This is a genomic window from Pseudomonas sp. 5Vm1k, assembly GCF_056161485.1.
Genome location: NZ_JBSPCZ010000013.1, coordinates 16,938 through 41,485 on the forward strand (window position 1 = coordinate 16,938; position 24,548 = coordinate 41,485).

The 24,548-nt window shown below is 60.5% G+C and carries 23 protein-coding genes; 13 read left to right on the forward strand and 10 right to left on the reverse strand.

Annotated elements, in window-relative coordinates; all coding sequences use genetic code 11:
• Nucleotides 1-152: 152 nt before the first annotated feature.
• Together ACWIKB_RS23265 and ACWIKB_RS23270 are read right to left on the reverse strand one after the other, a co-directional pair.
• Nucleotides 153-494 (reverse strand): nuclear transport factor 2 family protein, encoded by a 342-nt coding sequence (locus ACWIKB_RS23265; RefSeq protein ID WP_163909999.1) that lies wholly within the window; start codon nucleotides 492-494, stop codon nucleotides 153-155.
• 52 nt (nucleotides 495-546) lie between these two features.
• Nucleotides 547-1,263, reverse strand: coding sequence for a helix-turn-helix transcriptional regulator (locus tag ACWIKB_RS23270; protein WP_475269624.1), 717 nt, complete (start codon nucleotides 1,261-1,263; stop codon nucleotides 547-549).
• A gap of 191 nt (nucleotides 1,264-1,454) precedes the next feature.
• Here ACWIKB_RS23270 and ACWIKB_RS23275 point away from each other — a divergent pair, with 191 nt between their 5' ends.
• Entirely contained in the window at nucleotides 1,455-2,507 is a 1,053-nt protein-coding gene (locus ACWIKB_RS23275) for an aldo/keto reductase (RefSeq protein ID WP_475269626.1), read from the forward strand.
• Between the two features lie 125 nt (nucleotides 2,508-2,632).
• Here ACWIKB_RS23275 and speB read toward each other — a convergent pair whose 3' ends face one another.
• Together speB and ACWIKB_RS23285 are read right to left on the reverse strand one after the other, a co-directional pair.
• Nucleotides 2,633-3,592 carry an agmatinase gene (gene speB, locus ACWIKB_RS23280; protein ID WP_475269628.1) on the reverse strand — a complete coding sequence of 320 codons (960 nt, stop codon included), beginning with the start codon at nucleotides 3,590-3,592 and terminating at the stop codon, nucleotides 2,633-2,635.
• Between the two features lie 13 nt (nucleotides 3,593-3,605).
• Entirely contained in the window at nucleotides 3,606-4,697 is a 1,092-nt protein-coding gene (locus ACWIKB_RS23285) for a polyamine ABC transporter substrate-binding protein (protein WP_475269630.1), read from the reverse strand.
• Nucleotides 4,698-4,796: 99 nt separating this feature from the next.
• Here ACWIKB_RS23285 and ACWIKB_RS23290 point away from each other — a divergent pair, with 99 nt between their 5' ends.
• From ACWIKB_RS23290 to ACWIKB_RS23300, 3 genes are all read left to right on the forward strand, one after another.
• Nucleotides 4,797-5,690 carry a LysR family transcriptional regulator gene (locus tag ACWIKB_RS23290; RefSeq protein WP_475269632.1) on the forward strand — a complete coding sequence of 298 codons (894 nt, stop codon included), beginning with the start codon at nucleotides 4,797-4,799 and terminating at the stop codon, nucleotides 5,688-5,690.
• Between the two features lie 221 nt (nucleotides 5,691-5,911).
• Nucleotides 5,912-7,360, forward strand: coding sequence for a nucleobase:cation symporter-2 family protein (locus tag ACWIKB_RS23295; RefSeq protein ID WP_475269634.1), 1,449 nt, complete (start codon nucleotides 5,912-5,914; stop codon nucleotides 7,358-7,360).
• A gap of 53 nt (nucleotides 7,361-7,413) precedes the next feature.
• Nucleotides 7,414-8,070: a TetR family transcriptional regulator gene (locus ACWIKB_RS23300; RefSeq protein WP_475269636.1), complete on the forward strand. Its 657-nt coding sequence runs from the start codon at nucleotides 7,414-7,416 to the stop codon at nucleotides 8,068-8,070.
• Nucleotides 8,071-8,170: 100 nt separating this feature from the next.
• On the opposite strand, the gene ACWIKB_RS23305 is transcribed toward ACWIKB_RS23300, so the two are convergent.
• From ACWIKB_RS23305 to ACWIKB_RS23320, 4 genes are all read right to left on the reverse strand, one after another.
• Nucleotides 8,171-11,743 carry a molybdopterin cofactor-binding domain-containing protein gene (locus ACWIKB_RS23305; protein WP_475269638.1) on the reverse strand — a complete coding sequence of 1,191 codons (3,573 nt, stop codon included), beginning with the start codon at nucleotides 11,741-11,743 and terminating at the stop codon, nucleotides 8,171-8,173.
• A 16-nt stretch (nucleotides 11,744-11,759) separates the two neighbouring features.
• On the reverse strand, nucleotides 11,760-12,236 hold the full coding sequence (locus ACWIKB_RS23310; protein WP_475269640.1) for a (2Fe-2S)-binding protein: 477 nt from the start codon (nucleotides 12,234-12,236) through the stop codon (nucleotides 11,760-11,762).
• A 319-nt stretch (nucleotides 12,237-12,555) separates the two neighbouring features.
• Complete coding sequence (locus ACWIKB_RS23315; protein ID WP_475269835.1) at nucleotides 12,556-13,041, reverse strand: MarR family winged helix-turn-helix transcriptional regulator; 486 nt, start codon at nucleotides 13,039-13,041, stop codon at nucleotides 12,556-12,558.
• Nucleotides 13,042-13,228: 187 nt separating this feature from the next.
• A complete protein-coding gene (locus ACWIKB_RS23320) occupies nucleotides 13,229-14,281 on the reverse strand; it encodes a 2,5-dihydroxypyridine 5,6-dioxygenase (RefSeq protein ID WP_475269642.1) in 1,053 nt (350 codons plus the stop codon).
• Nucleotides 14,282-14,591: 310 nt separating this feature from the next.
• Here ACWIKB_RS23320 and ACWIKB_RS23325 point away from each other — a divergent pair, with 310 nt between their 5' ends.
• The 7 genes from ACWIKB_RS23325 (at nucleotide 14,592) to ACWIKB_RS23355 (ending at nucleotide 21,589) form a co-directional block, all read left to right on the forward strand.
• The gene (locus tag ACWIKB_RS23325; RefSeq protein WP_403018981.1) at nucleotides 14,592-15,740 is read left to right on the forward strand and encodes an FAD-dependent monooxygenase; all 1,149 of its coding nucleotides are present in this window, start codon (nucleotides 14,592-14,594) and stop codon (nucleotides 15,738-15,740) included.
• Nucleotides 15,737-16,543, forward strand: a complete 807-nt coding sequence (locus ACWIKB_RS23330) for an alpha/beta fold hydrolase (protein WP_475269644.1) — start codon at nucleotides 15,737-15,739, stop codon at nucleotides 16,541-16,543. Before ACWIKB_RS23325 ends, ACWIKB_RS23330 begins: the two co-directional genes overlap by 4 nt.
• 18 nt (nucleotides 16,544-16,561) lie before the next feature.
• Entirely contained in the window at nucleotides 16,562-17,314 is a 753-nt protein-coding gene (locus ACWIKB_RS23335) for a maleate cis-trans isomerase family protein (protein ID WP_123598219.1), read from the forward strand.
• A gap of 229 nt (nucleotides 17,315-17,543) precedes the next feature.
• Nucleotides 17,544-18,176: an N-carbamoylsarcosine amidohydrolase gene (locus ACWIKB_RS23340; RefSeq protein WP_475269646.1), complete on the forward strand. Its 633-nt coding sequence runs from the start codon at nucleotides 17,544-17,546 to the stop codon at nucleotides 18,174-18,176.
• A 277-nt stretch (nucleotides 18,177-18,453) separates the two neighbouring features.
• On the forward strand, nucleotides 18,454-19,764 hold the full coding sequence (locus ACWIKB_RS23345; RefSeq protein WP_123598221.1) for an MFS transporter: 1,311 nt from the start codon (nucleotides 18,454-18,456) through the stop codon (nucleotides 19,762-19,764).
• A 145-nt stretch (nucleotides 19,765-19,909) separates the two neighbouring features.
• The gene (locus ACWIKB_RS23350; protein WP_475269648.1) at nucleotides 19,910-20,989 is read left to right on the forward strand and encodes a nucleoside hydrolase; all 1,080 of its coding nucleotides are present in this window, start codon (nucleotides 19,910-19,912) and stop codon (nucleotides 20,987-20,989) included.
• 126 nt (nucleotides 20,990-21,115) lie between these two features.
• Nucleotides 21,116-21,589, forward strand: coding sequence for an LEA/WHy family protein (locus ACWIKB_RS23355; RefSeq protein WP_475269650.1), 474 nt, complete (start codon nucleotides 21,116-21,118; stop codon nucleotides 21,587-21,589).
• A gap of 128 nt (nucleotides 21,590-21,717) precedes the next feature.
• On the opposite strand, the gene ACWIKB_RS23360 is transcribed toward ACWIKB_RS23355, so the two are convergent.
• Nucleotides 21,718-22,641: a carbon-nitrogen hydrolase family protein gene (locus tag ACWIKB_RS23360; RefSeq protein ID WP_475269652.1), complete on the reverse strand. Its 924-nt coding sequence runs from the start codon at nucleotides 22,639-22,641 to the stop codon at nucleotides 21,718-21,720.
• 85 nt (nucleotides 22,642-22,726) lie between these two features.
• Here ACWIKB_RS23360 and ACWIKB_RS23365 point away from each other — a divergent pair, with 85 nt between their 5' ends.
• Complete coding sequence (locus ACWIKB_RS23365; protein WP_475269654.1) at nucleotides 22,727-23,671, forward strand: LysR family transcriptional regulator; 945 nt, start codon at nucleotides 22,727-22,729, stop codon at nucleotides 23,669-23,671.
• A gap of 129 nt (nucleotides 23,672-23,800) precedes the next feature.
• Here ACWIKB_RS23365 and ACWIKB_RS23370 read toward each other — a convergent pair whose 3' ends face one another.
• Nucleotides 23,801-24,052 (reverse strand): hypothetical protein, encoded by a 252-nt coding sequence (locus ACWIKB_RS23370; RefSeq protein ID WP_054046380.1) that lies wholly within the window; start codon nucleotides 24,050-24,052, stop codon nucleotides 23,801-23,803.
• A gap of 164 nt (nucleotides 24,053-24,216) precedes the next feature.
• Here ACWIKB_RS23370 and ACWIKB_RS23375 point away from each other — a divergent pair, with 164 nt between their 5' ends.
• A complete protein-coding gene (locus ACWIKB_RS23375) occupies nucleotides 24,217-24,534 on the forward strand; it encodes an ElaB/YgaM/YqjD family protein (RefSeq protein ID WP_475269656.1) in 318 nt (105 codons plus the stop codon).
• Nucleotides 24,535-24,548: the final 14 nt, after the last annotated feature.

Genomic DNA, 24,548 nt, shown 5'->3' on the forward strand with positions numbered 1-24,548 from the left:
GTATGCCAGCCGCCCGATTATTTGAAACACCACAAATCCCCCCACTGTGGGAGCGGGCTTGCTCGCGAAGGCGTCGTGTCAGTCGACATCGATATTGACTGACGCGCCGCTTTCGCGAGCAAGCCCGCTCCCACAGGGTGGAGTGTTGGGTGTCAGAGGGAAATGTCCAACCGAGCAATCTTGCCCTGTTCGTTCAAGCGGAATGTGTAGCGCAATTCCAGCGGACTACCGGGAAACGTCCCGGAAATCAGGTTGTGTACCAGCACCTTGCCGGTGCGCAATTGCACGTCAAGCACCTCGACCCGAGGCTGATAACGCTGCGCCGTGTCTTGCATCCATTGGGCGATGGCCTGGGTGCCGACCTGATGCTCGCCTTCATCGAAGACGTTGGCATCCTCAGCGAAAAAACTGGCGACCCGTGAGGTGTCACGGGCATTGGCGGCGGCGATGTAATCGGCGATGGCCGGTGCCAGTGAAGTGGCTGGATTAGACATGGTGAAGGCTCCTTGTTGTTTGATTCTGGAACCATGTTAAGGCACTGCTGTGTCAGTTCTTGTCAGGAGTGAAACGCCCCGCTTCATCCAACTGCATGTGCTTGCGCCAGGTGCGCAACAGGTCGCTGCGACGGCCCGGATAGCGATCGCCCTGCTCGCTCGTTGCCGATATCCGGTCGGTGCGAAAGGTCCGGTAAGCACTGCGCAATTCGCACCAGGCAACGATGATCCGCACCTCGTTGAGAAAGCCCAGGGCCAGCGGCCAGATCAGCCGCTGGGTCGGCACCTGGTTGGCATCGGCGTAATCGATATGCAGCTTGGCCTGATCGCGAATGGCCTGGCGAAACACATTCAACGGCACCGCATTCTGCGCGAAGCCGTAACCCGGTGGGCCGGGCAAGACCGTCGGGTTGTGCAACGCCTCCAATGCTTCAGGGGCCAGCACCGCCGCGATCTTGGCCAACGCATCCGCCGCCGCTTTGCTCAACACCTCATCGCCACGCTGATCGACATAACGCAAACCCAGCACGATGGCTTCGGTTTCGTCGGCGTTGAGCATCAATGGCGGCAAAAACAGGCCGCTGCGCAGCACGTAACCGATCCCCGCTTCACCGTAAATCGGCGCGCCGAGGGCCGTGAGTTCGGCGATATCGCGGTACAGCGTGCGTTCGGAAATCTCCAGCTCGCTGGCCAGTGTGGCCGCGGTCACCGGACGGCTTTTACCCCGCAGCACTTGCAGCAAGGTCAGTAATCGAGTGGTTCGCGACACGATCGGCACGCTCTGTCCGGGAAAGTTGTCGCAGCTTAGCAAAGGCTGCTGTCAGAAACTGGCAGGAGTGAAACGCCCGATGATCGCCTCTTGAAAAAGCGTCTTGACGCTGGATATTACTCGCATCATATTAAATACATGTTGATGAACATTTATATTCAACCACAGCGTCTTTCATCAGGAGTCACCCCATGCATTACAAAGTCTTCGGCCGCAAAACCGGCCTGCGTGTTTCGGAACTGGCGCTGGGCGCCGGCAATTTCGGCACCGGTTGGGGCCACGGCGCCGAGCGCGATGAAGCCAAGCGTATTTTTGACGGTTACCTGGAAGCTGGCGGCAACTTCATCGACACCGCCAACGGTTATCAGAATGGCCAGTCCGAGGCCATGCTCAGCGAGTTCATCGCCGCAGAACGGGATCGTCTGGTCATCGCCACCAAATACACGATGGGGACGGATCGGGTTGCCGGTATTTCCTTCACTGGCAACAACCGCAAAAACATGGTGCGTGCCGTGGAAGAAAGCCTGAAACGGCTTAAAACCGATCACATCGATCTGTTCTGGGCGCACATCACGGACGGTGTCACGCCGATGGAAGAAATCCTTCGCGGCTTCGATGACCTGGTGCGCGCCGGCAAGATTCACTACGCCGGGCTGTCGAACTTCCCGGCCTGGCGCATCGCTCGCGCTGACGTACTGGCCGAAGTGCGCGGTTTCTCGCCGATTGCCGCAATCCAGACCGAATACAGCCTGGCCGAACGCACCGCCGAACGTGAATTGCTGCCGATGGCCGAAGCGCTTGGCTTGGCCGCCACCTTGTGGTCACCGTTGGGTGGTGGCTTTCTTACCGGTAAATACCGCACCAACGACGAAAACAACCGCGCGGCCAAACTGGGGATGTTGATCCACGCCGAAAAAAGCGCCCGGGAAACAGCCCTGCTCGACACCTTGCTGGCCGTGGCAACGGAGCTGGAATCGACCCCGACGCATGTAGCGATTGCCTGGTTGCGTGAGAAAGCCAAGCGTTCGACCACGGCGCTGATTCCGATTCTGGGCTCACGGACGCGGGAGCAACTGGATGCGACGTTGGGGGCGTTGAACGTGGCGTTGAGTGATGAGCAACTGGCGCGACTGGATGGTTCCAGCGCTGTGGAACTGGGTGTGCCCCATGTCATGATCGCCGGGTCGGCGGCGCGGTATACCGGGGTTGAAACGCTGGATCTGCCGAAGATTCCGGTGGCCTGATAAGGCATACACAAAACAATTGTGGGAGCGGGCTTGCTCGCGAAGGCGTCGTGTCAGTCAGCATTTTTGTCTACTGACACACCGCTTTCGCGAGCAAGCCCGCTCCCACATTTTTGAACCGCGTATTACCGGTCGACTTTGTGTTTCGCCGCATACAGGCACAACATTTCCATCGCCAACGTTGCCGCCGCCAGTGAGGTGATGTCCGCGCTGTCGTAAGCCGGGGCCACTTCCACCACGTCCATCCCCACCAGGTTGATCCCGCGCAAACCGCCGAGGATTTCCAGCGCCTGCACCGTGCTCAACCCGCCGCACACCGGAGTTCCGGTGCCCGGAGCGAACGCCGGGTCCAGGCAATCGATGTCGAACGTCAGGTACACCGGGTTATCACCGACCCGCGCCCGAATCGCCTCGACAATCGCCTCGCAGCCCTGGCGATGCACCTGCCGTGCGTCCAGCACCTGAAAACCCATGTGATCGTCGTTGGTGGTGCGCAAGCCGATCTGCACCGAGCGTGACGGGTCCACCAGCCCTTCCTTGGCTGCGTGCCAGAACATCGTGCCGTGATCGACGCGCTTGCCCTCCTCGTCCGGCCAAGTGTCGCTGTGCGCGTCGAAGTGGATCAGCGACAACGCACCATGTTTACGAGCGTGGGCCTTGAGCAGCGGATAGGTGATGAAGTGATCGCCACCGAACGTGAGCATCGCGCTGCCGGCATTCAGAATGTGCTCGGCATGGGCTTCGATGCTTTCCGGTGCTGACTGCGGCGTGCCGTAGTCGAAGTCACAATCGCCGTAATCAATCACCGCCAAGTGATCAAACGGGTCGAAGGTCCACGGCCAGTGGCGTTCCCAGGCGATCCCGGTGGACGCCGCACGAATCCCGCGCGGTCCGAAACGCGCGCCCGGGCGGTTGCTGGTGGCGGTGTCGAACGGCACGCCGCTGACGGCCACATCGACCCCGCGCAAGTCGCGGCTATAGCGTCGGCGCATGAAACTGGTGATACCGGCGTAGGTGCTTTCGGCGGCAGTCCCGTAGAGGCTGTCGCGGGTCATGGCCTGATCGTTTTGCACAGGGACATCCATGGTGAGTTCCTTATTATTGGCGGCTACGGAAAGTGGTCCAGAGGCGAGTGCGTTGGCGCATGTCCTTGAGGTTCATGCTTTGGTCGGCGTACAAGCGGTCGCGCACATCGGCGGGCGGATAGATGTCCGGGTTGGTGCGCACCGACTCATCCACCAGCGGTGTTGCGGCCTGGTTGGCGTTGGCAAAAAACAGCGTGTTGGTCAGCCCGGCGACAGATTCGGGGCGCAGCATGAATTCGACAAACGCCCGCGCCGCTTCCGGGTGCGGGGCGTCTTTGGGGATCGCCAGGTTGTCCTGCCAGACCAGCGTGCCGCCCTTGGGAATGCGGTACGTCACTTCAAACGGCTTGTTGGCCTTTTGCGCCTGATCGGCGGCCATGCTGGCGTCACCGTTGTAGGCCAACGCCAGGCAAACGCTGCCGTTAGCCAAGTCGCTGATCTGCCGGCCGGTGGCGACGTACAGCACATTCGGCTGAAGTTGATGCAACAACGCCTCGGCAGCTGTCAGATCGGTCTTGTCTGTGCTGTAGGGATCTTTACCGAGATAGTGCAGCGCCAAGCCGATCACTTCCTGAGGTGAGTCGATAATCGCGATGCCGCAATCTTTCAGCTTGCTGGCGTATTCAGGCTTGAACAGCAGGTCGAGGCTGTTGAGCGGCACGTCCGGCAGACGCTTCTTCACCGCCTCGACATTCAGCCCCAAACCCAACGTGCCCCAGGTATACGGCACGCCAAAACGGTTCCCGGGGTCGGTGGCAGCGGCCTTTTTCAGCAAATCCGGATCGAGGTTGGCGTGGCCCTTCAGACTCTCGAGGGGAATCGGCTTCAACGCATTGGCGGCAATCCCGCGCGCCATGACGCTGGAAGAAGGCACCACCACGTCATAGCCGCTGCCACCGGTCAGCAACTTGGTTTCCAGGACTTCGGAGCTGTCGAAGGTGTCGTAACGCACCTGGATGCCGGTTTCCTGCTCGAACTGCTTGATGGCCTCGGGGGCAAAGTAATCCTGCCAGCTGTAGAGGTTGAGAATCTTTTCCTCAGCCTGGGCCGACATGGCAACAGCGAATAACAACGCGGGGCAACACAGCTTGAAGAGAGGAGCCATGACGAACACCTGACCAGTTGGAGTGGTTGCAGCGTGCGCCCTCGGATACATTGGTGAAATATCAAGTTTATTAACCTGACTTTATCCAGGAGTAATGTGATGCTCGGCCAACTCCATGATCTGGACCTGCAACTGCTGCGCCTGTTTGTCAGCGTGGTCGAGTGCGGCGGCTTCAGCGCCGCCCAGGGTGAGCTGGGTTTGAGCCAGTCGAGCATCAGCCAGCAAATGGCCAAGCTGGAAACCCGTCTCGGTTATCGTTTATGCAGTCGCGGCAAGGGCGGTTTCCGCATCACGCCCAAAGGCGAGCAACTGTTGATCGCCATCCGTGGACTGTTTGAATCCATCGAAGCTTTTCGTCATCAATCCAACGGCGTGGCCGGGCGTTTGATTGGCGAGGTGCGTTTGGGGTTGTCCGAAGCCCTCGATCAATCGGTGCTGCAACGGGTGGCGGACGCAATCCGGCGCTTTCGCGAGCGGGACGAGTCGGTGCGTATCGAGCTGATCAGCGCCATGCCGGGGGAAATGGAGCGGCTAATGCTGCAACAACGGCTGGACCTGGCGATTGGATATTTCTCACAAGTGCAAAGCGCTTTTGACTACCGCGAGTTGTTCAGCGAAACCCAACATTTGTATTGCGCGCCGGGGCATCCGCTGTTCAGCAATGAGGCGCCGGATGATCAGGCGTTGCAGGCGAGCGACCGGGTGGATCATCCGTATCGGTTTTTGCGCAGTGATGAGCCGTTTCAGGGGAAGTTGTGCTCGGCGCGCTCGGAACAGGTTGAAGGCACCCTCGCCTTCATTCTGTCCGGTAAACACGTCGGTTATCTGCCGAGCCACTTTGCCCGTAGCTGGGAGGAAAAAGGTTTGCTGCGGGCGGTGCGGGTCGGGGAAATGAGTTTTGATGTGGGATTTCACCTGGCCCGGCATCGGGCGCAGGTGCCGGGGGATGCGCAGAAGGCGTTTGAAGAGGATTTGCTGGCGGCGTTTGCTTGAGCACACCACTAATCCCCTGTGGGAGCGGGCTTGCTCGCGAAGAGGCCGTATCAGTCGATAGAGATGTCGACTGGCACACCGCCTTCGCGAGCAAGCCCGCTCCCACAGGGGTTTTGCATAGGGATTTGTAATAGGGGTTTCCCACAGGGATTTGTGTCAGGTTGTAAGTTTTCTGGCATCCTGCGCCTCCATTTTCTGACCTGGCCCCTGGCGCTTTCCTCGTGACCCCATCTGAACCTGCAAAACCCCAGCCCCGCTCCGACCTGATCTACGGCCTCAACGACCGCCCTCACCTGACCGCCACGGTCTTCGCCGCCCTGCAACACGTACTGGCCAGCTTCGTCGGCATCATCACCCCGACCCTGATCATGGGCGGCGCGCTGGGCCTGCAAAGCGAAATCCCGTACCTGATTAGCATGGCGTTGTTCGTCTCCGGCCTGGGTACGTTCGTTCAGGCGCGGCGCTTCGGTCCGGTGGGTTCCGGGTTGCTGTGCCTGCAGGGCACCAGTTTTTCCTTTATCAGCGTGATCCTCAGCGCCGGGTTCATGGTCAAGGCCCGGGGTGGCGGCACCGATGAAATTCTGTCGACGATCTTCGGCGTGTGTTTTTTCGCAGCGTTCATCGAAGTCGTCCTGAGCCAGTTCATCGGCAAGCTGCGGATGCTGATCACTCCGGTGGTCACTGGCACCATCATCACGTTGATGGGCCTGTCGCTGATCAAGGTCGCGATGACCGACATCGCCGGCGGCTTCGGCGTAGCGGACCTCGGCGCCAGTCATCATCTGGCCCTGGCGGCACTGGTGCTGGGCACCATCGTGGTGTTGAACCGCGTCGATGTACCGTTCCTGCGCCTCGGCGCGATCGTGATTGGCCTGACCCTCGGCTACGTGGTCGCCTGGCACATGGGCGACGTCGATTTCGCCAGCCTGCCCGCCGTGCCACTGGTGAGTGTGCCGGTGCCGTTCAAGTATGGCTTTAACTTCGATTGGGTAGCGTTTGTGCCGGTGGCGGTGATTTTCCTGGTGTCGCCTCTGGAAGCGGCTGGCGACCTGACCGCCAACTCGATGATCTCCAAGCAACCGGTCAAAGGCCCGATCTACATTCGCCGGATCAAGTCCGGCCTGCTCGCCGACGGCCTCAACTCGGCCATGGCGGCGGTGTTCAACAGCATGCCGATGGTGACCTTCGCCCAAAACAACGGCGTGATCCAGCTCACTGGCGTGGCCAGTCGTTACGTCGCATTTTTCATTGCCGGCATGTTGGTGTTGCTGGGGTTGTTTCCGATGATTGGCGCGGTGCTGCAACTGATGCCCAAACCGGTGCTCGGCGGCGCGGAGCTGGTGATGTTCGGCACCGTGGCGGTAGCCGGGATCAAGATCCTCGCCGAAGCCGGCCTGCATCGGCGCAACATGCTGATCGTGTCGATTTCCCTGGGCATGGGCCTGGGCATCGCCGCAGTACCGGAAGTGCTGCGCGAATTGCCGCTGGCGCTGCACAACATCTTCGAATCGCCGATCACCGTCGGTGCGCTGTGCGCGATCATCCTCAACGTATTCCTGCCGGAAGAATTCATGGAACTGGAAGAGGATGATTTCGACCCGGAAGCCTCGATCCTGCAAGTCATGGAAAACCCGCCGGCCAGCGAATCGGCGCCAAGCCTGAACCGCTGAAAGGACCGTGCTACATTCGATGCGACTCTGTCTGGCACAAGGTTGACCGCACGTTGAACAAGAAGACCGGTATCCGGGCCGCCCAGGCCCAGCAGACCCGCACACGGATTCTCGAAGCGGCGGTGAAAGTGTTCACCCGCGACGGTTATTCCGGGGGACGGGTCGAGAGTATTTCCCGGGAAGCCGAGTCCAACGACCGCATGCTCTATTACTACTTCGGCAGTAAGGAGCAGCTGTTTATCTGCGTGCTGGAACACACCTACGAGCAATTCAACAAAGCCGAAAGCCGCCTCAAACTCGATCTCAGCCAGCCGTTGGTGGCGTTGCAGGATTTGGTCGCGTTCGTCTGGCATTACTACGTCAAGCACCCGGAATTCGTGGCGATCCTGAGCAATGAAAACCTGCACAACGGCAAGCATGCGCAGCAGTCCAGCGAGTTGCGGCGGTTGTCGGGGGAAGCGGTGGGGGTGTTGCGGCCGATCATTGAAGCGGGCCAGGCCCAGGGGCTGTTTCGCGAGGTGCTGGACATCAAGCATGTGTATTTGATGATTGCCTCGCTTTGTTATTTCTATAACTCCAACCGGCATACGCTGAGCTCGTTCCTCGGGGAGGATTTGGCGGACAAGGGGCAGCAGCAGGATTGGTTGGGGTTTATTCAGGATTTGGTGGTGCGCGGGGTGATGAGGTTGCCCGAGCAGGATTTGCGGTGATTGGGCCGGCCCCTTCGCGGGCAAGCCTCGCTCCTACAGGTTATGCGCGATATTGAAATAAACGCTGAACCTGTAGGAGCGAGGCTTGCCCGCGAAGCTTTTAATGGCTCCCCGGATTCGCCCGCAGATGCGCCACCTTCGACTCCAACCCTTCCCACCCCGGCGCATTCCCCGCAAACCGACTGCGCAAATACGCCGCCAATTCCGCCACCTGAGTATTCGACAAACTGTCCTTAAATGCCGGCATGTATCCCAGATCCTTGGTCGCCGGCGTATCGATGCCTTGCAGGATGACTTTGATCAAATTGTCCGGCAGGTCACTGTGCACATTGGTGTTGGTGGCCAGCGACGGACTCACGCCAAACAGCTTCGGCCCCAAGCCATCGGCATGACAGGCCTTGCACGAACCTTCGAAAACCCGCTGGCCATTGCTCAACGACAGACTCGCCACTGGACGCGTAGCCTTTTCCACCACGTGCGCTTCAGCCTGCGCGCCATTGAGTGACGCCAGGTACACCGCCATCGCCCGAATGTCCGCCGTGGGCAGCTTCGCCAGTTCCGTGACCACCGGCCCCATCGGCCCAGTCGCCACGCCATGCTCAGCGGAATATCCGGTGCTCAGGTAACCGAATAATTGCTCCTCGGTCCATGGCGTCGGCGACTTGGACAACCCGTTCAGCGCCGGTGCTTCCCAGCCATCGACCATCCCGCCCGCGAGAAACGAAGCTCCGCCCTTCTCCGCGCCCATCAAATTGCGCGGCGAATGACACGCCGCGCAGTGACCCAAACCGTTCACCAGATAAGCGCCGCGATTCCACTGCTCGCTGCGCTGCGGCTGTACGCTGATTTCACCCTTGCGCAGAAACAACGCATTCCACCCCGCCATCAACGGCCGCAGGTTGAACGGGAAGCGCATGTCGTTGGCCTTCGCCGGTTGACTGACCGGGGTTTGCGACATCAGGTAGGCGTACAACGCCTGCATGTCCGCATCGTTGATGTTGCGAAATGCGGTGTAGGGAAACGCCGGATACAGATTACGCCCATCGCGGCCAATGCCATCGCGCATCGCCCGTTCGAACGCCGAGTACGACCAACTGCCGATCCCGGTTTTCACGTCGGGTGTGATGTTGCTGCTGTACAACGTGCCGAATGGCGTCTGCATCGCCAGGCCTCCGGCATTGGTCGCACCGCCGGGCGCGGTGTGGCACACCGCGCAATCGCCGACCGCTGCCAGCAAGCGGCCGCGCTCCAGGGTGGCGGTGGACCAGGTGCCCGCGCTTGGCGGCGCAATCGGCGCGATTTCACCGTGGAATGGCCACGCGGTCGCGGCCATGCCGAGCACCGCGCCGAACGCGGCAAACAGTGAACCGAACAGCCATTTCGAACGCTTGGTCGGGGACTTCGGCGGCTCATCACAAGTGCCGGCATTCAACGCCGCCAAGACCCGTTCCGGGGTGATCGGCAGTTCACGAAAACGAATCCCGGTGGCGTCATAAATCGCGTTGGCAATCGCCGCTGCGCTGGGTACCGAAGCCGATTCGCCAGCGCCCATCGGCGGTTGGTCCTGACGCGGCATCATCAATACGTCGATTTGCGGCACTTCCGGGAAAGTCAGGATCGGGTAACCGCCCCACTCCTTGCTCGCCACCGTGGATTCTTCGAAGGTCACGCGCTCCTTGAGCACGCGACTGGTGGACTGGATGACGTTGCCATGGATCTGATGCTGCACACCCGCGGGGTTGATCATCATCCCCGAGTCATGGCCGATCACCACCCGCGTAACCGAAACATCACCCGTCGTGCGATCAATCGCCACGTCCGCCACCCACGCCGCCCATGCAGCGCCGAAACCGGGAAACTTGCTGTGAATGTAACGCGCATAGGCAAAGCCGCGACCGCGCAACAACTGGTCCTCATTCGGTGTTTGCATCGGCGCGGTGCGCGGCGTCCAGGCGGCGCGTTCGGCGGTGGATTTGACCAGGTCGATGGCGCGTTCATCGTGCAGATAACGCAAACGGTATTCCACCGGATCGACGCCGGCGGCGAACGCCAGCTCATCGATGTACGACTCGTGGGCGAAGGTGTTGGGCAGCGCTGAAACCCCGCGCATCCACGAGGCGCGAACAATCGGCGCCATGTCGTTGATGGTCACGCGCATATTTTCAAAGTCATACGGCGGGATCGACGTGCGGTCGCCCATTTCGAACATCGCAGCCACCGGCTCAACCCGCCCGGTCAGCAGCAAGGCCAGGGTCGGTGCGCCGTTGGACGGGTAACTGGTCTGGAAGTCATAAGCGGCGACGCTGCCATCGGCGTTCAAGCCGCCATCGACGTCCATCAGTTGCGCAGTACCTTTGGGTTCCCACAAGTGCTCCTGCTCACGGGTCAGTTGCACCCGCACCGGTTTGCCCACGGCGCGGGACAACAGCAAGGCGTCGGCACACACGTCGTCCGCACAGTTGCGCCCGTAACAGCCGGACGCTTCCATGCGAATGATCTCGATGGATTCCTCTTCGCACTCCAGCAACCACGCCAGATCGGCCCGCAGCAAATGTGGATTCTGGCTGCCGGACCACACGCGGCTGCCGGATGGCTGATAATCCGCCACCCCGCAGGATGGGCCGATGGAACCGTGCATCTGGTACGGCCACATATAGGTGCGCGGCATGCGCTGACTGGCACCGGCCAAGGCTTCGTCAACGTTGCCCTTGTCGAGCACCACACGTTGCACGCGCGGGTTGTCGCGCAGAGCTTGTTCGACATCGCTCAGATCCGGCAACCCTTGATTCCAGGCTTTCCAGGTAATTTTCAAGGCCTGGGCAGCCTTGATCGCCTGTTCTTCGCGTAGCGCGACAATGCCGACAAAATCGCGGATCACCACCACGGCGACGATCCCGGCGATATGCGCGATGGAGGACTCGTCGACTTCCAACAGGCTGTTGCCGACGAAGTCACCGCAGTCGAGCCCGGCGTACGGCGGGCGAATCACCCGGCCGTGGAGCATGTCCGGCACGCGCATATCATGGACGTAGGTCAGCTCGCCGGTGGCTTTGGCCGGGATGTCGACCCGCGCGGCGCCCTTGCCCACCAGTCGATAATCTGCTGCAGGTTTGAGCGGTGCGGTGCCGGAGATGCGCAGTTCAATGTGTCCGCCGGTGACAAGCTCGGCGTACGTCGCGGTTCGACCGTCCGGCGCGAGAATCACCCCGGCTGCGATTTTTAAAAGACCTGGCTCCAACTCCCAACGCTCGGCCGCCGTTTCCAGCAGAAAACGTCGTGCCTCAGCGGCGGCATTGCGCAACGGAATCGCGGAAATCTGCAATGTCGCGCTGGCAATCGTCGCGCCCTGATTCGGCGCGCGCTCGGTGTCACCGAGCACCATGCACACCTGATCCAGTTGCAGGTCGAGTTCTTCGGCAACGATCTGCGCCAATGAGGTGCGAATGCCGGTGCCGAGGTCAACGTGCCCATTGAACGCATACACGCGCCCGTCGTCGCTGATGGCAATGAACAGCCCCAGCTCCTTGGGCTTGATCAGCGGCGTACCGCCCTTCGCCACCGGGCCGGACGGCGGCAGGATGTCGTCGACGATCAGCAGCACGCCGGTCTTGGCCAGCAGTTGGTCGCGGGTTGATATGGAGAGCGGGATGGAGGGGGGGATGGAGTCAGTCATGGTCATTGATCCACCTTCAAGGCATTTGGCGGGCGGCACGCAGCACCGCGCGGAGGATTTCGATGTGGGTGCCGCAACGGCAGAGGTTGGCCGAGAGCTCGTTGCGGATCTGGGTTTCGCTGGGGTGCGGGATGCGGTCGAGCAAGGCCTTGGTGGTCATGATCATGCCGTTGAGGCAATAGCCGCATTGCGCCGCTTGTTCGTCGATAAAGGCTTGTTGCACCAGATGCGGATCGGCGCGGGTGCCGAGGCCTTCGAGGGTGACAATCTGTCGGTCGACGGCCCCGGCCAGCGGAAAAACGCAGGAGCGCGCCGCCACGCCGTCGATGATCACCGTGCACGCGCCGCACTCGCCCAGGCCGCAGCCGTACTTGGGGCCGTTGAGGTGCAGGTCATTGCGCAAGATCAGCAATAACGGTGTGTCCGCCATCGCGGTGACGGTGGTGGTGAGGCCATTGACCTCAAGCGCTACGGTGATTTCCTGGCTGCTCATTCGCTTCGCCTGCTTCGTTTGATGAAGTGGCTACTACACCAAAAGGTCGAAAAAAACGTCGCGGGCCGGATGGGGTTGTGGCGTCGCGACACACTCGACTGGTGAAGTGGCTACTACATGAAACAAGAGCAAAAACGATGCCAGTACCAACGTGTAGCAGCTGGCGAAGCCTGCATTCGGCTGCGAAGCAGTCGTCAAACCTGAGCTCACAGTCTTCCTGAAACACCGCGGTGCCTGATTTTCACGACTGCTTCGCAGCCGAACGCAGGCTTCGCCAGCTGCTACATGAGCCGAACAGCTCCTACCGGTCGCGCACGGTTTATGAGTCCTGCGGGTCGTCGATCATTTTGCGCAGCAGGAACAGCACCGCGACCCGTTCGGCCGGGTTGAGATTGCTCAGGGTCAGTTCGGTGATTTTCCCGGCGCAGGGCACGGTTTGCTGCACCAAACGGTCGCCCGCTTCGGACAGGCCGACGATGACTTTGCGCCGGTCTTGCGGGTCGGGTTCGAGGGTAATCAACTCCCGGGCCTTGAGCCGCTCAACGATGCCACGAATGGTCGCCTGGTCCACGGCGGTGGCCTTGACCAGTTCCGTCAGGGAGCTGGGACCGTGATCGCGCACGGCGCACAGGGTCACGAATTGCACCGCCGTGAGCTGCGAATCACCGACATTCTGCTGAAAAATCGCCATGTGTCGCTGATAGGCCTTGCGCAGTAGATGCCCGACTTGTTCGGAAAAAACATAGGAAGAATCAGGAGTTTCAGGCACGGCGGACTCGAAAGACGATGAGTGGTGGGGAGGCATGATGGACAGGTTGGGGGGCGGACTCAAGAGATGAACCATTTTGCGAAGTGTTCACAACCCCCTGTAGGAGCTGCCGAAGGCTGCGATCTTTTGACTTTGATTTTTAAAAACAAGATCAAAAGATCGCAGCCTTCGGCAGCTCCTACAGGGTGCAGCGTGCAACCAAAGCAAGCAGATGTTCAGCGAGTTAGCGAACCCGCGAAGCCTCCGGCGCCACCACATCCCCGCCAATCACTACCGCTTGGTCATCCAGGTACACATCGCAGTTGCGCAGTGGAATATCCAGGTGGCACGGGGTTTTGCGCTTGCCGCCGACTTCAGTGTTCGGCCCGGTGGAGAACAGGAAGTTGCCGTAGAACGCCCGGGCGTCCATGCACATGCCATCGTTCTTGTCGTGCAGGCCCATGGCGGTCCACTGGGCTTTTGGCTGCAAGCCCCAGCCGATGTGGGAGATGCCGTACACCTCGGGATCGTTGAAATACTTCATGTAGTCGCGCAGGTATTCGGCCTCGAAGCCGCCGTGGATCGAGGTGATGAAGCCCTTCTCGATTTCCAGGGTGATCTTCTCCCGGGTGTAGGTCTTGAACGGCAGCAGGATGTCGCCGATATCGAGCACCAGCACGCCTTCGGCGGTTTCTTCATTGGGCCAGGAGAACAGGAAACCGCTGGGCCAGTGGTCCCAACGCCCCGGCTCATCGGCGAAACCGTACTCGGTGACCGCCGGATATTGCCCCAGCGCCGCACGGAAATCGCTGCCGGCGCGGGACGTGACATGGATCGAACGCGCCTGTGTCAGCAGCTTCTCCGCCGCCATTACCCGCACCTTGTCGGCCTCGGTCGGCAGCATCCGCGCCAGTACTTCCGGGGGCTCCACGGCCAATAGAATCCGCGTGCCGGTCTTGAGGATCTGCTCCTGTTCTGGCGAGTGCAGCAACATCATCGTGTCGACGATCAGGTCCGCCGCTTCCAGCGCCCGCTGCGCCGCGTGATTGCCGGTCAGCGCGGTGTCGCCGCAGTAGGCGGTCATGTCGTTGCCCATGGCCGTCGGGTGGTTGAACGACGGCAATTCCACCGCGTAAACCTTGGCGCCCAGGCGCTGCGCGGCGTCCATCGCGGCGCGCACGGTGCGCGGGTCGGAATAGTGGCTCTTGAGCACGGCGACGCTTTGGGTCGGGTCGACCTTCGACAGCTTCAACACGTGTTCGAACATTTGGGTCAGTTCGCAATCGCTTACCGGCATTTCCTGTCTCCTCAATCGTCTACTGCGCACCAAGTCGAGGCGCCCTGCCTCACCCTAGTGCATTTTTATAGCGTATACGCCATTTGTTATCGATAAAACATCAAATGCGAGCGGACTGCAAGAGCCAGACCATAACGTTACAAACCCACACAAACCCAACAAACAAAGGTTACATTCGGTGGCGCTCGCTAAAAACCGCTGAAAATTAATTTTTATCAGCGGCTCTTTCTTTTTGAAAAATACAGCGTATACACTTTAAAACCTTGCGGCGACCCAGCCAGCGACCATTCGAAGAAGAGGAACAAGCCCCATGGCCAATACGCAAAAAATCGCCATCGTCGGTGCAGGTCTTGGCGGTGCAGCCGCCGCGACGTTGTTGCAACAAGCCGGGTTCCAGGTGGACATCTACGAACAGGCCCCGGAGTTCTCCCGCCTCGGCGCCGGGATCCACATGGGCCCGAACATCATGAAAATCTTCCGGCGCATGGGCATCGAGCAGCAGCTCGACCTGATGGGCTCGCACCCGGATCACTGGTTCAGCCGTGACGGCTTGAGCGGCGACTACCTTTCACGCATTCCGCTGGGGGATTTCGCCCGCAAGGAATACGGCGCGTCCTACGTCACCGTGCACCGCGGCGACCTGCACGCCTTGCAGATGTCGACGATCAAACCCGGCACCGTGCACTTCAACAAACGCCTGGAAACCCTCGAAGAAACCGACAGCCAGGTACGCCTGACTTTCAGCGACGGCGAAGTCACCTACGCCGACATCGTCATCGGCGCCGACGGGATCAATTCGAAGATTCGTGAAGAGTTGCTCGGCGCGGAAAAACCGCTGTACAGCGGCTGGGTCGCGCACCGCGCATTGATCCGGGGCGATCAACTGGCCAAGTACGATTTGAAGTTCGAGGACTGCATCAAGTGGTGGACCGAGGACCGGCACATGATGGTCTACTACACCACCGGCAAGCGCGATGAGTACTACTACGTCACCGGCGTGCCGCACCCGGAGTGGGATTTCCAGGGCGCGTTTGTCGATAGCAGCCGCGAAGAAATGTTCGAGGCGTTCCAGGGTTATCACCCGACCGTGCAGGCGCTGATCGAGTCCACCGAAAGCGTCACCAAATGGCCGCTGCGCAACCGCAACCCGTTGCCGCTGTGGAGCCGGGGTCGCCTGGTGTTGCTCGGCGACGCCTGCCACCCGATGAAACCGCACATGGCCCAGGGCGCCGGCATGGCCATCGAAGACGCGGCGATGTTGACCCGCTGCTTGCAGGAAACCGGCCTCGGCGACTACCGCACCGCGTTCGAACTCTATGAAGCCAACCGCAAGGAACGCGCCTCCCGCGTGCAGTCGGTGTCCAACGCCAACACCTGGCTGCGCACCCAGGAAGATCCGGCCTGGGTCTACGGTTATGACCTGTACGCCCAACCGCTGAAATCGGGGGTGGCCGCGTGAGCACTTTCGTCCATGGCGGCAACGTCCAGGCCAACGGCATTCGCCAGCACTACTTGCGCTACGGCGGCAAAGGCCCGGCGCTGGTGCTGATTCCCGGCATCACCAGTCCGGCGATCACCTGGGGGTTTGTCGCGGAACGCCTCGGTGAGCACTTCGACACCTACGTGCTCGATGTGCGCGGTCGCGGCCTCTCCTCCACCGGGCCGGATCTGGATTACAGCGCTGACACTTGCGCCGACGATATCGGGGCGTTCGCCGAAGCTATGCAGCTCGACAGTTATCACTTGGTCGGCCATTCGATGGGCGCCCGCTTTGCCGTGCGCAGTGCCGTGAAGCATCCGGCCGGAGTCAATCGTCTGGTGTTGATCGACCCGCCCGTCTCTGGCCCTGGCCGCCGTGAATACCCGAGCAAACTGCCGTGGTATGTCGATTCGATTCGCCAGTCGTTGATCGGGATGAACGCCGAGGCGATGCGCGCCTTCTGCGCCACCTGGACCGATGAGCAACTGCAACTGCGCGCCGAATGGCTGCACACCTGCTACGAACCGGCGATCGTGCGGGCCTTCAACGATTTCCATGACGTGGATTTCCATCAGGACCTGCCAAAACTCCAGCAACCCGTATTGCTGATGATCGCTGGCCGTGGCGGTGTGATTCAGCCCGAGGACGAAGCGGAAATCCTCGACCTGCAACCGAACATTCGCAGCGTCCACGTCGCCAACGCCGGACACATGATTCCCTGGGACGACCTCGAAAGCTTCTTCGCAGCTTTCGGTGACTTCCTCGGCCCACGTCTGATTTAAACGACTTCGGAGACTTTTATGCTCAAGCCTTACCGCATCGGCCAGATTGTGCCGAGTTCCAACACCACCATGGAAACCGAGATCCCGGCGATGCTCAATGCGCGCCAGTTGATCCGCCCGGAGCGCTTCACCTTTCACTCCAGCCGCATGCGCATGAAGCAGGTGCGCAAAGAAGAACTGGCGGCGATGGACGGCGAATCCGACCGTTGCGCAGTGGAGTTGTCCGACGCCAAGGTCGATGTGCTGGGTTATGCCTGCCTGGTGGCGATCATGGCCATGGGGCTCGGTTATCATCGCCAGTCGGAACAGCGGCTACGCAAGGCCACCGCCGACAACGACGCGAATGCCCCGGTGATCACCAGTGCCGGCGCCTTGATCGAGGGCCTGAAAGTCATGGGCGCCAAACGCATCGCCATTGTCGCGCCATACATGAAGCCGTTGACCGAACTGGTGGTGGATTACATTCGCGAAGAAGGCTTTGAAGTGGTGGATTGGCGTGCTTTGGAGATCCCCGACAACCTCGCCGTGGCCCGGCACGACCCGGCGAACCTGCCCGGCATTGTGGCTGGCATGAATCTGGAAGGGGTTGATGTGATCGTGCTCTCGGCGTGCGTGCAGATGCAGTCGTTGCCGGTGGTGGCGCAAGTCGAAGCGCAAACCGGCAAACCGGTGCTCACAGCGGCCATCGCCACCACCTACGCCATGCTCAAGGCCCTGGACCTGGAACCGATCGTTCCCGGCGCCGGCGCCCTGCTTTCTGGCGCCTACTGAAGTTGCTCGTTGTAAACCGCTTTTGTGGCAGTCGGGATTTTGTGGCGAGGGAGCTTGCTCCCGCTGGGATGCGCAGCAGCCCCCCAAACCGGCCACGAAGTTTTGTCTGAATTAACGCGGTGACGGTATTGGGGCTGCTTCGCAGCCCAGCGGGAGCAAGCTCCCTCGCCACAGGTTATTTGCAACGCCAAAGAGCGTATTGGCAAGGCCAAGAAATGAGGACACAGAAATGAGCGAACAAACCGCCAACGACAACTATCAAGGCGTGTGGGGCCAGCGTATCGGCTTCGGCCAAAAAGCCGCGTTGCTGATGATCGATTTCATGCGCGGCTACACCACCGAAGGCGCGCCACTGTTTGCGCCCGGCGTGGTCAGTGCGGTGGCCGAAAGTGTAGAGCTGCTGGCCAGCGCCCGCAGCAAAGGCATCCCGGTGGTGCACACCAATATTCGCTACCATCCCGGCCATTTCGCCGACGGTGGGATCTGGGTGAAAAAAGCCCCGGTGATGAAGGACATGGTCGAGGGCAATCCCTTGGCGGCGTTTTGCGAAGAGGTGCTGCCCCAAGCCGATGAAGTGGTGATCAGCAAACAGTACGCCAGTGCGTTTTTCGGCAGCAGCCTGGCCTCGATGCTGCACGCCCAAGGGATCGACACCGTGGTGCTGGCCGGTTGCTCGACCAGCGGCTGCATTCGGGCGACGGCGGTGGATGCGGTGCAACACGGTTTCCGCACCATCGTCGTGCGTGAGTGCGTCGGCGACCGGCATCCGGCGCCCCACGAGGCCAATCTGTTCGACATCGACAGCAAATACGGCGATGTCATCAGCAAACAGGAGGCCATCGCCCACTTCGAAAATATGTAATGCGTGCCACAAGAACCGCGCCATAGAGCGCAGGTCTTGGTAAAAAGCTGAGGCTTGCACCTGTAGGAGCGAAGCTTGCTCGCGAAGGACGTTAACGATAACGCGCTCATCAGGAATGAACGCGGCGTCCTCTGGTCCTTCGCGAGCAAGCTTCGCTCCTACACAGGGTGCGACCTCAATCTTCTGACACTGCCTTTGGACGTCGCTTTTGCAGCGCGCCAGAGCGCTGGAAAAAGCGGCTGTATAAAAACCATAAGTCACCGCCAGGAGACATCCGATGCCCATTGCGAACGCAGCACCCGCGACCACGGTCGCCGACCCGATTCAAGCGCTGTACCACAAGATCACCTGGAAGCTGATTCCGTTCCTGTGTTTCTGCTACCTGGCCGCGTACCTCGACCGGATCAACATCGGCTTCGCCAAACTGCAGATGCTCGATCAACTGCATTTCAGCGAAACCGCGTTCGGCCTTGGCGCCGGGCTGTTCTTTGTCGGCTACATCCTGTTCGAAGTGCCGAGCAACCTGGTGCTGGAAAAGGTCGGCGCGAAAATCTGGATCGCCCGGATCATGATCACCTGGGGCCTGCTCTCGGCCTGCACCATGCTGGTGACCTCCACCACCCAGTTCTATGTCCTGCGTTTCCTGCTCGGCGCCGCCGAAGCGGGTTTCCTGCCGGGCGTCTTGTATTACCTGACCACTTGGTTTCCGACCTATCGACGGGGCCGCATCATTGCGCTGTTCATGATCGGCTTGCCGCTGTCCAGCGTGATTGGCGGGCCACTGTCCGGTTGGGTGATGAGCCATTTCGACAGCCTCGGCGGTTTGCGTGGCTGGCAATGGCTGTTCCTGATCGAAGCGGTGCCCAGCGTGTTGCTCGGTGTACTGACCTTCTGGGCGCTGCCTAACAGCTACCAGCAAGCCAAGTGGCTCAACGATGAAGAGAAAGCCCTGCTGGAACAGGAACTGCGCGCCGACGAAGCGAGTGCCGGCGACAGTAAACACAGCTTTCGCGACGGCTTCTTCAACCTGAAAGTGTGGATGCTCGGCGGCATCGATTTCTCGATTCTGCTCAGCGCCTACGCCATGGGTTTCTGGATGCCGACCTTCATCCGCAATGCCGGGATCGTCGACACCTTCCACATCGGCATCCTCACCGCATTACCGAGCGTCGCCGCGCTGCTGGGCATGCTGCTGATCGGCGCCAGTTCGGACAAACACCGCGAACGCCGCTGGCACATCATCGTGCCGTTCCTGGTCGGCGCGGCAGCCATGGCCACTGCACCGTTCTTCGTGCACAACGTGGTGGCGACCGTGGCGTTGTTCGCCATTGCTTCGGCGGCAATCATCGGCGCGGTGCCGGTATTTTTCAGCCTGCCGGCGACCTTCCTCAAAGGCACGGCGGCGGCCACCGGGTTTGCCCTTGCCTGTTCGTTGGCGAACATTGCCGGGTTGGTCAGCAACTCGCTGATGGGCGTGGCAATTGACGTCACCGGCAGCAGTGCCGGGGCGTTGTGGTTCTTTGCCGGGTGTTTGATCCTCAGCAGTTTCTTGGTGATCGCCCTGCCGGCCAAACTGGTAAACCGCTGACACCAAACACCTCCCCCTGTGGGAGCGGGCTTGCTCGCGAAGGCGTCGTGTCAGTCAGTATTTATATCAACCGACACACCGCATTCGCGAGCAAGCCCGCTCCCACAGGGGATTTGTATTCCAAAAATTATCCAGGTGAGTATCCATGCAAGGTTTGATCAAACGCTGTGCCCTGCTTGTCGCCGCTGGCCTGTGCGCCGGTTCTTTGCAAGCAGCGGAAAAAGTCATTTTCGACACCGATTTCAACGTACTCAACGATGACGGCCAGGCCTTCATCATGCTCGCCCAGTTGCACGCGCAAAAACGCATCGATCTGCTCGGCATGACCCTGGTCAGCGGCAATGCCTGGGTCGATCAGGAACAGGTCGATGCGCTCAAGGCTGTAGAGCGCATGGGCGTGGAAAAGGACATCGGCGTGTATTCCGGGGCGGCGTATCCGCTACTGCATGACTTCGCCACCTATCCGCAGGAACAAGCGCTATTCGGCGCCGGTTGGCCGGGGGCGTTCAAGGCGCCGCGTCCGACCTCCGCCGCGCAACTGGTCGCACCACCGGATGGCCTGGCCACCCACACCCAACTGCGCAAGGAAACCGCCGCGCAGTTCATCGTCGACAGCGTGCGCGCCAATCCCCATGAAGTGACGCTGCTGGCGGTCGGGCCGCTGACCAACATTGCGCTGGCGATCCGTTCCGCGCCGGACATCGTGCCGTTGATCAAACGCATCGTGTACATGGGCGGCGCCCTGGAGATTCCGGGCAACACCACGCCGGCTGCCGAGTTCAACTGGTGGTTCGACCCCGAAGCGGCGAAGATCGTCCTGCGCTCGCCGATCGAACATGTGATTTTCCCCAATGATGTCTGCGAGAAGGTCACCTTCGATGCCTCGGTGTACAAGCGGGTGATCGCGAAACCGGGGGCCATTGCTGATCTGTACAAACACGAATTCGGCCCGTTGTTCGACAAGGACCCGACGTATCACAGTTTCACCTGGGACAGCCTGCCGGCGTTGTTTCTGGTGGAACCGGGCATCGTCACCGAGTCCCGGGATTTGTGGGTGGATGTGGACGCGCAGTTCGGCGCTGATTACGGCCGCGCGCTGGGTTACAAGAAAAGCCCGCCAGTGGGCACGCAAAAAGCCAAGGTGGTATTCGCCATCGACCAGCAGAAATTCTGGGACGGTTACGTCAATCTCGTGACCTTGCCGACGCCGGTCAAGGGCAACTGAAACCCCTGGCAATCATGAACAAGTGACAGCCCGGGGCGAACCCCTCACAGTGAGCGTGGTCGCACAGGTGAACCGCCAGACAATATTCAATGGCGGTTCAGTCCCTTTTTCTGTCGAGAGCCTTACATGCGCAGACTTCTTGCCCTGTCCCTTTCCCTACTGTTGCTCTCTCTGAGCGCCTGCGCGCTGTTCCCCAATCGCGATCCGCTGAACATCAACGTGGTCGGCATCGAGCCGATGCAAAGCCAAGACCTGGAAGTGCGTTTTGCGGTGAAGATCCGTGTGCAAAACCCGAATGAAACCGCCATCGACTACAACGGCGTGGCGCTGGATCTGGAAGTCAACGGCCAGCCGTTGGCATCTGGTGTCAGCGATCAGTCGGGGACAATCCCGCGCTTCGCCGAAACCGTGTTGACCGTACCGGTGAGCGTCTCGGCGTTCTCGGTATTGCGCCAGACCCTCGGCCTGACCCAGACCCAAACCCTAGACAACCTGCCCTACGTGCTGCGCGGCAAACTGGCGGGCGGATTGTTCGGCACGATGCGGTTTGTCGATACCGGCAAACTAAGCTTTCCGGGGCCGAGTGCAGCGACCTGGTAAACCCGACGAGCACCGTCCCTCGTAGGAGCTGCCGAAGGCTGCGATCTTTTGATCTTGATTTTCAAAGGCAAGATCAAAAGATCGCAGCCTTCGGCAGCTCCTACAGGGTTTCAGCGGTCCACCATGGGTTACGCGGTGAATCGCACGCCCGGTTTGGCCCGTTCATCCACGCTCAGCTCAAACACATCCGGCCGCGCATAGTGCCCGACTACATCGAAGTCGTAGCGAGCGCGAATCAGATCGTCGGTATCGATTTCAGCGGTCAACAAACCGGGGCCACCCCTTAGCGGCCCAGCCAAAACATCCCCCATCGGCCCGACAATCACACTGCCGCCGGCAATCAACGGCCGATCCACCGGCCAGTTGGCGATCTCGACGCCCAAGGCTTGCGGTGATTCCTGCACCTGGCACGCGCTGACCACAAAGCAGCGACCTTCATGGGCGATGTGGCGCATGCTGACTTGCCACATCTCGCGCTCATCCACCGTCGGTGCGCACCAGACCTCTACGCCTTTGGCATACATCGCTGTGCGCAGCAGCGGCATCATGTTTTCCCAACACACCACCGCCGCGAGGCGCCCGACCTGGCTGTCGATCACCGGCAGCGTCGAGCCATCGCCCTTGCCCCAGATCAGCCGTTCGGTGCCGGTCGGCATCAGTTTGCGGTGCTTGGCGACCAGACCAGCCTGCGGATCGAAGTACAGCGCGGTGCAATGCAATGTGCTGCCCGCGCGCTCGATCACGCCGATCACCAGATTGGCCCCGGTGCGCGCCGACAACCCGGCCAATGCTTCGGTTTCGACGCCAGGCACATCGATGGCGTTGGCGAAGTACCGCGCAAACGCTTCACGTCCCTCCGGCAAGCGGTAACCCAGTTGCGTGCCAAATGCCTCGCCTTTGGGATAGCCGCCGAGCAGCGCTTCCGGCATCACCACCAGCGCGGCGCCGGACTCGATGATCGCGTTTTCCCAGGAAAGAATCTGTTCCAGTGTTTCACCCTTGCCACCGGGCAAGGCGCCGATTTGCAAAGCGGCAACGATTGACTTGGACATGTCTGTAACTCCGACGGCAATGAGGTGTTGCTGATTTTCCGCCCGCGCTGGATCATGAATAAAGCCCCGTTCGCTGCTGAATGATATGAACACCATGAATATCGCCACCGTCGACCTCAACCTGCTCAAAGTCTTCGAAGCCCTGCACGAAGAATCCAGCGCCAGCCGCGCCGCCCTGCGCCTGGGCGTTACGCAATCGGCGGTCAGCGCTGCGTTGCGGCGGTTGCGAGAGTTGTATGGCGATCAATTGTTTGTGCGTACTGGCCGGGGTTTGGCGCCGACGCTCAGGGCCAATCAGTTGAAACCGGTGGTCAGTGATGCGCTGAACAAATGCCGGCAGAGCCTGGCGATGATCGACCCGGCCGCCAATCATTACGAAGGACGTTCGGTCACCGTGGGTTTGTCAGATGATTTCGAAATTGCCTACGGGCGGCGACTGATGGAGGAGATCGCCCGCCGTGCGCCGAAACTGCGGCTGATTTTCCGCCAGACGCATAGCCAGATCGTCGCCCATGCGTTGCTGGATCGCAGTATCGATCTGGCGATTACCGCTGGCGGATTTGCCGAGCGCTTGCTCAGCCGCCAGGTGTTGGGTGAAGGGGGGTATTTGTGTTTGGTGGACCCGCTCAGCCTGACGGAGGCACAGCAGGTCATCAGCCTGGAAGAGTTCGTCTCGCGGGAACACATTCTGGTGTCTTCCGGCGGTTTTATCGGGATCACCGATGAGGGGTTGGCGGCACTGGGCCTGAGTCGGCGGGTGTGTGCCTCGACTACGCATTTTGCCGCGTTGCCGCATTTGCTCAAGGGCAGTCAGGCGGTGGCGACTATTCCGGCCCACGCCGCGCAAAGCATCGCGGCGCTTACGGGACTGGCGCTGCTGCCCTGCCCGCTGGCGCTGCCGCGTTACCCGATCGAACTGGGCTGGCGCACCAGCACCCAGCTCGATCCGGTGGTGTTGAAGGTGCGCGAGGCGATTGCCGCGAGCTTCGCCCACAATGGCGGCAACCCTGTGAACGACATGCCCTTGTAGGAGCGAGGCTTGCCCGCGAAGGCGTCCTTGAGATCGCTATCGCGGGCAAGCCTTGCTCCTACAGGTCGTGTTCTTGAGATCGCCTTCGCGGGCAAGCCTCGCTCCTACAGGGATCGGTGTTATCGGAAATTATTTGGCGGCCATCAAACGGTTCACTTCACTGCGCACCATGTTGGCGTACTCGGGCGGCGACAGCAGATCGAGTTCGGAGCGGACCCATTCGGCCCATTTGCCTTTGCGTTTGGCCCGCTCACCAAACAACCGCGCGGCTTCGCCCTTGGACTTGCCCAGGTTGCTTTGCCAAAGGTCGAACAGACGGGATTTTTCGTCTTCAAGCGCAGCGCGCTCAGCAAGGGGTTTGTCGGCCAGATTGAAGCTCATGGGAAATACCTGCGGCGTAAATAGGCGACATCTTACACTGTAGGAGGAATCCTCCGACCCTGGATTTTTCTCCGGGGTTGAGTCTGCGCGCAAATTCACTGCAACTTTTTCAATCGCCGCAGACTCCATTGTTCACTGCCCACTTAACCGCAAGGAGTTACTCAATGGCCCGCAAAACAGCCGTACAAACCGCCGCAGACCAAATCAAGGACCAGGCATTCAGTGAACTTCAGGCGCTGATCGAAGAATCAGACAAACTGCTCAAAAGCAGCGCGTCACTGGTCGGCGAAGAAGCCGATACGTTGCGTGGGCAAGTCGCCCAGAAGCTGCAACAGGCACTGGAATCCGTGACCAGTGTGCGCGAACGCACCAAGCCTGCGGTCGACGCCACTGAAACCTACATCGGTGGCCACCCGTGGCAGACCGTAGCCATCTCCGCCGGTTTCGGCCTGGTGGTGGGGTTGCTGCTCGGTCGTCGTTAAAACACACTTCCCCT

What these genes read in the sequence shown, in the direction of transcription:
- ACWIKB_RS23265 (WP_163909999.1), bottom strand. Translation starts at nt 494, where the DNA reads ATGTCTAATCCAGCCACTTCACTGGCACCGGCCATCGCCGATTACATC.
- ACWIKB_RS23275 (WP_475269626.1), top strand. Translation starts at nt 1,455, where the DNA reads ATGCATTACAAAGTCTTCGGCCGCAAAACCGGCCTGCGTGTTTCGGAA.
- speB (WP_475269628.1), bottom strand. Translation starts at nt 3,592, where the DNA reads ATGGATGTCCCTGTGCAAAACGATCAGGCCATGACCCGCGACAGCCTC.
- ACWIKB_RS23285 (WP_475269630.1), bottom strand. Translation starts at nt 4,697, where the DNA reads ATGGCTCCTCTCTTCAAGCTGTGTTGCCCCGCGTTGTTATTCGCTGTT.
- ACWIKB_RS23290 (WP_475269632.1), top strand. Translation starts at nt 4,797, where the DNA reads ATGCTCGGCCAACTCCATGATCTGGACCTGCAACTGCTGCGCCTGTTT.
- ACWIKB_RS23305 (WP_475269638.1), bottom strand. Translation starts at nt 11,743, where the DNA reads ATGACTGACTCCATCCCCCCCTCCATCCCGCTCTCCATATCAACCCGC.
- ACWIKB_RS23310 (WP_475269640.1), bottom strand. Translation starts at nt 12,236, where the DNA reads ATGAGCAGCCAGGAAATCACCGTAGCGCTTGAGGTCAATGGCCTCACC.
- ACWIKB_RS23315 (WP_475269835.1), bottom strand. Translation starts at nt 13,041, where the DNA reads ATGCCTCCCCACCACTCATCGTCTTTCGAGTCCGCCGTGCCTGAAACT.
- ACWIKB_RS23320 (WP_475269642.1), bottom strand. Translation starts at nt 14,281, where the DNA reads ATGCCGGTAAGCGATTGCGAACTGACCCAAATGTTCGAACACGTGTTG.
- ACWIKB_RS23325 (WP_403018981.1), top strand. Translation starts at nt 14,592, where the DNA reads ATGGCCAATACGCAAAAAATCGCCATCGTCGGTGCAGGTCTTGGCGGT.
- ACWIKB_RS23335 (WP_123598219.1), top strand. Translation starts at nt 16,562, where the DNA reads ATGCTCAAGCCTTACCGCATCGGCCAGATTGTGCCGAGTTCCAACACC.
- ACWIKB_RS23340 (WP_475269646.1), top strand. Translation starts at nt 17,544, where the DNA reads ATGAGCGAACAAACCGCCAACGACAACTATCAAGGCGTGTGGGGCCAG.
- ACWIKB_RS23345 (WP_123598221.1), top strand. Translation starts at nt 18,454, where the DNA reads ATGCCCATTGCGAACGCAGCACCCGCGACCACGGTCGCCGACCCGATT.
- ACWIKB_RS23350 (WP_475269648.1), top strand. Translation starts at nt 19,910, where the DNA reads ATGCAAGGTTTGATCAAACGCTGTGCCCTGCTTGTCGCCGCTGGCCTG.
- ACWIKB_RS23355 (WP_475269650.1), top strand. Translation starts at nt 21,116, where the DNA reads ATGCGCAGACTTCTTGCCCTGTCCCTTTCCCTACTGTTGCTCTCTCTG.
- ACWIKB_RS23360 (WP_475269652.1), bottom strand. Translation starts at nt 22,641, where the DNA reads ATGTCCAAGTCAATCGTTGCCGCTTTGCAAATCGGCGCCTTGCCCGGT.
- ACWIKB_RS23365 (WP_475269654.1), top strand. Translation starts at nt 22,727, where the DNA reads ATGAACACCATGAATATCGCCACCGTCGACCTCAACCTGCTCAAAGTC.
- ACWIKB_RS23370 (WP_054046380.1), bottom strand. Translation starts at nt 24,052, where the DNA reads ATGAGCTTCAATCTGGCCGACAAACCCCTTGCTGAGCGCGCTGCGCTT.
- ACWIKB_RS23375 (WP_475269656.1), top strand. Translation starts at nt 24,217, where the DNA reads ATGGCCCGCAAAACAGCCGTACAAACCGCCGCAGACCAAATCAAGGAC.